Source organism: Methylobacterium sp. J-059 (genome assembly GCF_022829485.1).
Lineage (GTDB): Bacteria > Pseudomonadota > Alphaproteobacteria > Rhizobiales > Beijerinckiaceae > Methylobacterium.
Genome location: NZ_JAKSYA010000007.1, coordinates 1 through 8,110 on the forward strand (window position 1 = coordinate 1; position 8,110 = coordinate 8,110).

General features: G+C 64.6%; 9 protein-coding genes and 1 pseudogene. 6 read left to right on the forward strand and 4 right to left on the reverse strand.

The genetic code is table 11. The features are described 5' to 3' along the window. The first annotated feature begins 644 nt into the window (after window positions 1-644). From MKK55_RS00100 to MKK55_RS28965, 3 genes and pseudogenes are all read left to right on the forward strand, one after another. A complete protein-coding gene (locus MKK55_RS00100; RefSeq protein WP_243932664.1) occupies window positions 645-947 on the forward strand; it encodes a DUF1778 domain-containing protein in 303 nt (100 codons plus the stop codon). Then, window positions 944-1,519, forward strand: a complete 576-nt coding sequence (locus MKK55_RS00105; RefSeq protein WP_243932666.1) for a GNAT family N-acetyltransferase — start codon at window positions 944-946, stop codon at window positions 1,517-1,519. Before MKK55_RS00100 ends, MKK55_RS00105 begins: the two co-directional genes overlap by 4 nt. A 30-nt stretch (window positions 1,520-1,549) precedes the next feature. Beyond that, window positions 1,550-1,738: pseudogene (locus MKK55_RS28965) on the forward strand (DUF4238 domain-containing protein); the annotation flags it as partial. 233 nt (window positions 1,739-1,971) lie between these two features. On the opposite strand, the gene MKK55_RS00115 reads toward MKK55_RS28965, so the two are convergent. Continuing rightward, the gene (locus MKK55_RS00115) at window positions 1,972-2,640 is read right to left on the reverse strand and encodes a TetR/AcrR family transcriptional regulator (protein WP_243932668.1); all 669 of its coding nucleotides are present in this window, start codon (window positions 2,638-2,640) and stop codon (window positions 1,972-1,974) included. Between the two features lie 86 nt (window positions 2,641-2,726). On the opposite strand from MKK55_RS00115, the gene MKK55_RS00120 reads away from it, so the two are divergent. After that, window positions 2,727-3,839 carry an FAD-dependent oxidoreductase gene (locus MKK55_RS00120; RefSeq protein WP_243932670.1) on the forward strand — a complete coding sequence of 371 codons (1,113 nt, stop codon included), beginning with the start codon at window positions 2,727-2,729 and terminating at the stop codon, window positions 3,837-3,839. A 664-nt stretch (window positions 3,840-4,503) separates the two neighbouring features. On the opposite strand, the gene MKK55_RS29190 is transcribed toward MKK55_RS00120, so the two are convergent. Next, window positions 4,504-5,418, reverse strand: a complete 915-nt coding sequence (locus tag MKK55_RS29190; RefSeq protein WP_243932671.1) for a nucleotidyltransferase domain-containing protein — start codon at window positions 5,416-5,418, stop codon at window positions 4,504-4,506. A 97-nt stretch (window positions 5,419-5,515) separates the two neighbouring features. Here MKK55_RS29190 and MKK55_RS00130 point away from each other — a divergent pair, with 97 nt between their 5' ends. Continuing rightward, window positions 5,516-5,758 (forward strand): hypothetical protein, encoded by a 243-nt coding sequence (locus MKK55_RS00130; RefSeq protein WP_243932672.1) that lies wholly within the window; start codon window positions 5,516-5,518, stop codon window positions 5,756-5,758. Between the two features lie 162 nt (window positions 5,759-5,920). On the opposite strand, the gene MKK55_RS00135 is transcribed toward MKK55_RS00130, so the two are convergent. Both MKK55_RS00135 and MKK55_RS00140 read right to left on the reverse strand, forming a co-directional pair. Next, window positions 5,921-6,184, reverse strand: a complete 264-nt coding sequence (locus tag MKK55_RS00135; protein ID WP_243932673.1) for a hypothetical protein — start codon at window positions 6,182-6,184, stop codon at window positions 5,921-5,923. 2 nt (window positions 6,185-6,186) lie between these two features. Beyond that, window positions 6,187-6,951, reverse strand: coding sequence for a Crp/Fnr family transcriptional regulator (locus tag MKK55_RS00140; protein WP_243932674.1), 765 nt, complete (start codon window positions 6,949-6,951; stop codon window positions 6,187-6,189). 215 nt (window positions 6,952-7,166) lie between these two features. Between MKK55_RS00140 and MKK55_RS00145 the strand changes: the two genes are divergently transcribed. After that, window positions 7,167-7,862, forward strand: coding sequence for a Crp/Fnr family transcriptional regulator (locus MKK55_RS00145; protein WP_243932675.1), 696 nt, complete (start codon window positions 7,167-7,169; stop codon window positions 7,860-7,862). Window positions 7,863-8,110: the final 248 nt, after the last annotated feature.

The window sequence follows — 8,110 nt, forward strand, 5'->3', positions numbered from 1 at the left end:
CCGCGCCATGTGGGCCGCCGAGGGCGAGGCCGCTATCCGCACCGTCGTCGATACCGCACGCCTCGCAGGCCACAGCCCATTCGGCACCATCCTCAAGACCGTCGGTGCCTGATCCCAGCCGTCACAGGCCTGGGTAATTACTGGGGTCGAATGTAGGCCTGATATCTCTGCGTATGGAAGAGGACTAAAACGCGTGCCGCTCCGCTACCCATCTTTCTGAGTCGTCACATTGAAGCTCGAAAAGACCCCAGCGGAACTCACAAGCCAGCCATGCCGGCCGTATTCTGCTTGAAAAGCTGTCCCGCCCGGATGCAACCGGCGGTCGTCTCGAACTTGCGGTGACGTAGCTGCTTCATGATCGCATGGCCTGGAGCGCCATTGGCGGCCGCGGAGGTCGCTAGACCTGATCGGAGGCTATGACCGGCGAAGGCTTCTGCCCGCTTCTCTGCCTGGCGTGTTCCGCCGAGCTTAGAGCGAACCGGGTCCGATCGTGTAGAGCGTGGCCATCACAGGCACTCGGCGCATGCAGCGAGCCGCGGAGACGAGCGCCGGTCTTAACCGGATCACATGGGAACCCACATATGACCGTTGACTTGTACGGTGTACGCCGTACAACGCATGCATGCCCAAGGAGGGTTTATCCCATGCTCGCTTTCCGTGATGACGTGTGCGCGCCCGCGCCTCGTTCGGAGCGTATGGAACAGCGTACGACGGTCGAGGCCAGGTCCCTGATCGAGCGCGCCGCGCGTTCGCTCGGCGTGAACACGTCTGAATTCGTCACCGTTACGGCCACGCGTGCGGCCCGCGACACGTTGCAGAGCTACGAGCGCACTGCGCTCAAGCCGGAGGCCCATCAGGCCTTCATGGCCGCCTTCGACGCGACCGAGCCCACGCCTGCACTCCTAGACCTGATGAGCCTCCACGCCGAAGTCGCTCACGTCGCATGATCGATCGCGCCCTTCTGGGGCGCCTGCGGATCGAGCCGCTCGACCGGGCCAAGCACAAGGCCGGCCGAGCGGCTTTTTCGTCCGGGGAGCCTCGGGTCGACAACTTCCTCAAGACGAACGCGGCAGGGCTCCAGGACCTGGAGACCACGCGATGCGTCTTGGCGTGCTTCCCTCCCGAGAACGGCGAACCGGCCGAGATCGTGGGTTTCTACGCCCTGAACGCGCACGGCATCGACACGTGCACCCTACCCGAGCCCCTTCGGAAGAAGGTCGGCCGGTACGACAACGTGCCGGCGGTCTACCTCTCGGTCGTGGGCGTGCACCAAGCCCACCAGGGCAAGGGAATCGGCAGCTTCCTAATGGCGAGCGCCTTCACGCGCTGCGCCGGCATCGCCGACCAGATCGGAGCCGCCTTCATCGTCCTCGACGCTTTGAACGAGGATGCGGCGCGCCTGTATCGCCGGCTCGGTTTCGCGGACCTCCCCGGACACGAGCCCCGCATGCTCATCGGCATGAAGGTGGTGCGCGCGGCCATCGCCCGGACAGCTCCGCCGGCCGCGCAAAGCGCATAGCGAACCACCCGCAGCGGTCAGGACGGCGACATGTCGGATGGGCCCAGCCCTGCGGAGCGCACCGGGCAGTCAGTCCCTCGGCGACATCACTACATCCCGCAGATGGTGCAGCGGCGCTTCGCCGGGTCGGACGGGCAACTGTGGTCGTTCGACAAGCGCCACCCTGAGAGAGGCGTGGAGCGCAGGCCCATCAAGCGCCTGTTCCAGGTCCGGCATCTCTACCTGACGTCGAAGCTGCTAGGACCGATGTCCAAGTTGGGTGGCTTTCTGCCTGCCCGCTTCCGCTGGATACGTGGTGGAAGAGGACGTTCGAGGGGCCGTGTCACCCCGCCGCCCAGGCGAGCGCATCAGCGCCCGCCGGCAGGCGCATCGGGCAGGCCGGATCTTCCACGTTGCGCGGCGCCTTCGAGGTGCGGTGTTCGCGTCGCCCTGGCGACGGCGGGCGCGGGCCGTCAAAGCGTCGCGATGCCGGCCAGGACCAAGTCCAGGCCTGCGAGGAACTGCGCGCGGTCGTCGTGCCCAGGCAGGTCGGCCGCGACTTGGCGCAGGAACGGGTACTCGACCGGGTCGAGCCCGGCCCATCGGGCGGCAAGGCCCGCGAGGAAGGCCGTCCTGTCCGCCTCGCAGGTGACGACGGACGCGTTGGCGGCGTTCTGTGCCGCGACGCCGAGAATGTAGTTCACGAGCGCCGACCACGCGTCGAACAGGGAGGCTCTGGGCACGCCGAGCATCAGGAGCCGACCGCCGATCCCTTCGAAGACCCCCAGCATCGCCAATTGGTCCGGCTCGCGCGACAACTGAGCCCCGACCCAGGGATGGGCGTCGCTCGCGTCGAAGATGCCGAGCGCGATGGCCCGGATGCCCTCCCGCGCCTCGATGTCTGCGGCCAGTCCCGTCACGATCCGCGAGACGACCTGGTCCGCGGCCGCGGCGAGCAGGTCGCTCTTGTCCGCGATGTGCCAGTAGATCGCCCCGCTCCCGGTCTCGAGATCCGCCGCTAGGGCGCGGAAGGTCAGCGCCGACTCGCCGTCGCGGTCGAGGATGGTGATCGCCGCCTGGACGATCCGCTCCTTTGAGAGGGTGGTCCGTCGCCGTTCGCTGCGCTGGGTCGTGATCGTCATGCCACCAACTTGACACGCCTGGAACGCCGTTCCAATGGGTACGTTGGTATGGAACGCTGTTCCATAGGGGATGCAGGGAAATGCGAATGCCGCGGGACGTGACGATCATCGGTGCCGGCCTCGGTGGCCTCCTGCTTGCCCGCGTGCTGTCGCTCCAAGGTATGGACGCGACGGTCTTCGAGGCGGACCATTCGCCGATGGCACGCGCGCAGGGCGGGATGCTCGACATCCACGAGAACGACGGTCAGGCCGCCTTGGAAGCGGCGGGCCTCACCGCGGAGTTTCGCAGCCTGATCCTCGAAGGGCGCCAAGCGATGCGCTTCCTCGATCGGGACGGGCGCGTCCTCTTCGAAAAGCCCGACGACGGCACGGGTGGGCGTCCCGAGGTCCAACGCGGCGAGTTGCGACAGATGCTGCTCGACTCCCTGCCGCCCGGCACCGTCCGCTGGGGCCGCAAGCTCATCGGCGTGCAGGCGCTCGGCGCCGGGCGCCACGAGGTGGTCTTCAGCGATGGCAGCCGCGAGGTCGCGAGCCTGCTCGTCGGAGCCGACGGCGCTTGGTCGCGCGTCCGGCCGCTCCTGACGCCCGCCGTGCCTGCGCCGACCGGCATGTCCATCCTCGAGACCTTCCTGTTCGAGGCCGACACCCGTTACCCCGACACCGCGAAGGCGGTCGGCGGCGGGTTCATGGGTGCTCTGGCGTCGGGCAGGGCCATCATGGCGCACCGTGAGAGGGGCGACACCCTTCACGCCTACACCCTCATAACCGGACGGTTGGACGGCGCGACCGATGCCATCGCGCAGATCGTGCAGGCGTTCGACGGATGGGCACCCGAACTGACCGCCCTTCTCACGGAAACCGACGTGGCCCCTGTCCTGCGCCCGACGCACAGCCTTCCCGTTGGCCAACGGTGGGCGCGCGTGCCGGGCGTCACCCTGCTCGGCGATGCAGCCCATCTTGCGCCTCCGAATGGGGAGGGCGCAAACCTCGCGCTGTTCGACGGGGCCGAGCTCGCCCGTCTTCTCGCGGCGCAGCCCGACGACCCCGAGGCCGCCCTCGCCACCTTCGAGGCAGCAATGTTTGAGCGTAGCGCCGCATCCGCCACTGAAGGCGCCGGCTTCTACGACACGCTCATGAGCGAGGACCCAGCCCGCGACCTGATCGCGATGGTCACGCAGCACGCGCAGATCACCTCATAGGGGCGTCTGATCTGGGATCGGGCGGTCGTGCGGAGCGCCGCTCCGCACGACCGGGTGGAGAGGACTTCGCTCAGATCAACGCCGCGACGGCCGACCGGTCAGGTGTCGATCGGATCGTTGAACAGGGACGGGTCGGCGCCGGCGGGCAGCAGCTTGGTCCTCAACTCCCCGTAGGTCTCCTGGATCGCCTGGAAATTGCCGGCGAACTGGACGACCTGACGGAAGACCGAAGGGCACGCTCGACGTGGTCTCCTCCGACCATTGCGGCTTTTCCTGCGCCACCGCCAAGCACGCGCCCGGCATCGAGACGCGCATCGGCGTGCTCTACGCGGAGGGTGTCGCCAAGTGCGTTCGGCGCGGTGTTCAAACGGGTCACCGGTTGCTCTCCCCGTTGGTTCGGCAAGGGGTGAGCCTGCAGTTTACGCGCGGCGAGCGCCTACCTCCACGCTTGATGGGGCCTCGGGGTTTCCGCTCGATCAAGGTGTCATTCGGCATGCTGACGAACGGTAGTTTTCGAGCGCCGACCAATCTGTCTTCAACGGCGAGGTTAGGTCGAAACCAGCCGCCTCTTATGTCCGATAAACGGTCATTTCTCCGACATGACATCGCGTCGGTGCCGGCCTTGCTGATGCTAACATTTGCTAACTGGCACGGCCCCTGCTCATTAGCCCGAGGCACGAGACCACAGCATGATCGCCGAAACCTTCGCGGCGCAGGCCTCCCTGCTTTCGATCTCGCCAGATCGGGCGAACAGTTCAAGGCTCACATGCCGCCCGACGATTGCCATGAGTTCCTTCCCCCACCGGTCCCCGAGCGCCGTGTAGTTGCCGAGTGGCCAGTCGTGAACGATCGCTCCGGGGTATTCTGGCGCTACGTCAGCAAGCACGAGGCCGATATCCACGTCACTGTCAGCGCGGGCAGTGCCGCTCGCTCGGCTGCCGTACAGCCATAGCTCAGCGATTTCCGACTTGCCGGCCGCCCAAGCCGCAAGACCCGTCAGCCATGTTGGCTCAATGTCCAGTCCAAGGAACTCGAGCCCTGGGTCCATGAACGACGATAGCAAGATCTCGCCAAGGTGCTTTGGATAAGCGCGGACGTAGGCGGCGAGCACCTGCTGAGCGTACACGTCGAGAAAGTGCTGTTGCCCGTCCACCTCGACCGCAAGGCCAGGCGCATCGAACCGGCCTTCATCCAATCCGGCGCCGGGGGTATCAAGTGCGAATTGCGGCACGTCGCGTTCACTGCCCGGTAGTAGGGGCAGCTTTTCCGGGTGCTTCACGCCGTTGGCGATTGCCAGCACGATAGAAGCCTGAGCGCACTGAGCCTCCACCGTGGCTTGCACACGCTTCAAGGCGTTCCGAACCGCTGTCTTGCGTGCGTTTCCAGACATGCCGCCGAAGCCGGGCTGTGCTTGGACCTCGGCGAGCGCAAGGGAGTCGGCGACGTGGCAGATCACGAGGCACGCCAGATAAGCGCGTCGCCTATTATCTCGTGCGGTTCGGAACTCGGTCAGCGTCGGCAGCACGATCGCCCTGACGTAATCCTGCGGCGTCATCGGCACGTTCGGATTGTTGCTCACACGCATTCTCTGGTCGGCGAACGTTGGGAAGCTCGCCGTATTTTGCCTGGACACGCGCGATGCAGTGCAATGACGTTCGGATGGCGGCACGGGTTGCTTGCAGCATGGCATCGTGCTCGGCGCGATGGGCCCTAACTCGATCAATAAGCATCTGGGTCTCTCGCAACGCGCGCTCTTCCAGCGTGCCAATACCAAGATCCCCAAAGCAGACGATCAACAAGCATTCATGGTCATGGTGCGCGACGAGAAAAACACGGTCATCTACACGGCAAGCTTGACATTTGCAGGACTATGGATGGGTGACACTCCAATCCCCGAGCCGGAACAGTCAGAGGAGTAAGGCTTGGAACGGCTTTGAGTCGACGTCCGATTGGTCAGCGTTACGACCGGGTCGGGTGGGTCGTAGATCTATTCGTGACCGCTTGAAAAGCCGCTCGCCGTGTCACCGGAAACGGTATCGCGGCATCCGAGCGGAAGGGGGCCTGCAACGGGGCTACGTCAGTCATGCTTTGCGGTGCTGTCGCAGCCATCGTGTTGCCTCCTCCAGGGTGGCGAAGATCGGCGCCGAGATCCCAAAAAGCCGTCCGAAGGCCGCCTCCACGAACCAGCCCGTGCCCACCTCGTGTTCGGGGGTATCGAGACGCACCAGCACGGCGATCAGCATGCCATTGGCAAGAACCAAGCGCCCTTCCCGATCCGGGCTGCCTGTGTCGACAGCGATCGGCTGCAGCACGAGCAACGCCTCGACGTTGTCGCGCGCATCCATGTCTAACTTCCCCGGAGCTGGTTCAGCCACGGCTCGCTCCGGCGTGCGCCCCAGCGGGTGTTCTTGAGGTGGAGGTAGTTCGGCGTGAACCGGCAGAACGCCTTCAGTTGCTCGACATCGTGGATCGTCAGAACGCGCTGTTTGATCGTGATCAGGCCGAGGTCACGAAGCTCGCGAAGCGTGCGGTGCACGTGGACGGCGGACAAGCCCATCGCGTCCGCAAGCTCGACCTGCGTGAACGGGAAGGCGAAGCTGTCGTTCGTGACCTTTCCGACCGCATCGAGCCGGACCAGCAGTTCGCAGAGAAGGTGAGCGAGACGCTGCTCCGGGGCACGGCCACCGAGGTTGACCAGCCACTCGCGCAGCACCGCCTCGTCGACGAGGGCGCACCACCAGAGGGCCCGCGTAATCTGAGGATGGGACCCGGTGATCGCCTCGATCGCCCGACGCGGTATGTCGACGACCTGACACCGGGAGATCGTGCCGATGTTGTGATCCATCTGGTCCAGGATGAACACGTTGAGATCACAGAAGTCCCCTGGAACCAAGAGGGACATGATCTGGCGTTTGCCATCCGGCAGCACCTTGTAGCGGCAGGCGAGGCCGTCGAGGATCAGATGAACATTCTCGGGTTCGTCACCCTCTTGGATCAGATCGACCCGTGCACCGACCTGCCGGATGCGCGGCGTCAGGCCATCCAGGGCCCGGCGATCCTCATCCGACAGGTCCTCGAAGCCTTCCAGCTTCCGGGTCAGTGCATGGTGCATCACGCCTCAGTAAAAATTTGACGGAAACGACCATATGTCGGAAACCCAACATTTAAAATCATCATTTGATGAAAAGCTTGCGTCGCGGTCACGTTTTCCCTAGAACCAGCGCATCGTTTGCAATCTTTCGGGCGCACACGGCTGAGGGTTCGTGCCCCCGCCCTTTTCAGGGCGAGTCCGTGACACAGCTCCGACAGGCCACGTGCCGCAATCGCTTGCTCGCCGGACTGCCACCATCCGACTTCGATCTGCTTCAGGGGCGGCTTGCCCTGAAAAAGCTCGCGGTAGGCGACGTGCTGATCCAGACGGGTATCCCAATCACCAGTTTGTATTTTGTTGAACGCGGCATTGTCTCCCTCGTCGCGCAAGCTCCCGACGGCGAACAGGCGGAGGTCGGGCTCGTTGGGTGCGAGGGCGTAGTCGGAATTCCGCTCCTGCTTGGCTCTGATCAGGCCCCTTTTGATGGCCGGGTGCAGAATGCAGGCTCAGCCTGGGTCATGTCCGCTCCGAGCTTCCGCGAGATCCTGCCGCGATCCTCACCTCTAGGTGAGCGGCTACTTCGCTATGTGCAAACCGTCACTGCGCAAATGGCTGGAACAGCGCTCGCCAACGCACGCTACACGCTGGCGGCCCGTCTCGCCCGCTGGCTGCTGATGTGCCACGATCGAGTTGAGGGCGACGATCTATCGACGACGCACCGCTTCCTGTCCTTGATGCTCGGCGTGAACCGCACCGGCGTGACCGAGGTCGTTGCCGCACTGGAGCGCGCCGGCGTCATCGCGACAAAGCGCGGCACGATCACTATCCTGGATCGCGCTTACCTGCTCACCCAGGCCGGTGCTTGCTACGGGATGCCAGAAGCCGAGTACGATCGGCTTCTCGGATCTACAAAGTCGACCCCAACAGTCTGATCGGCATTTCCCTGGGATCTAGGCCGGGCTGCGCCAAGCGCTGCCGCAATCGACTAATCAAATGATGCAAAATACGCATGCCGCACCCCCTTTCGCGCACGGTGGTAGGCTTCGACCTCCGGTTGTATGGTAAGAAATTCGCCTCTATTTGGAGACCGCATGTCAGCATACGCCAGGCCAAGAGATCTGCCTGAAGGCGAGATTACATTCCGGGGACGCGGTCAGGGGGTCCTGACCGGCTTCAAACT

What these genes read in the sequence shown, in the direction of transcription:
- MKK55_RS00105 (WP_243932666.1), top strand. Translation starts at nt 944, where the DNA reads ATGATCGATCGCGCCCTTCTGGGGCGCCTGCGGATCGAGCCGCTCGAC.
- MKK55_RS00135 (WP_243932673.1), bottom strand. Translation starts at nt 6,184, where the DNA reads ATGGATGCGCGCGACAACGTCGAGGCGTTGCTCGTGCTGCAGCCGATC.
- MKK55_RS00100 (WP_243932664.1), top strand. Translation starts at nt 645, where the DNA reads ATGCTCGCTTTCCGTGATGACGTGTGCGCGCCCGCGCCTCGTTCGGAG.
- MKK55_RS00120 (WP_243932670.1), top strand. Translation starts at nt 2,727, where the DNA reads ATGCCGCGGGACGTGACGATCATCGGTGCCGGCCTCGGTGGCCTCCTG.
- MKK55_RS00140 (WP_243932674.1), bottom strand. Translation starts at nt 6,951, where the DNA reads ATGCACCATGCACTGACCCGGAAGCTGGAAGGCTTCGAGGACCTGTCG.
- MKK55_RS00115 (WP_243932668.1), bottom strand. Translation starts at nt 2,640, where the DNA reads ATGACGATCACGACCCAGCGCAGCGAACGGCGACGGACCACCCTCTCA.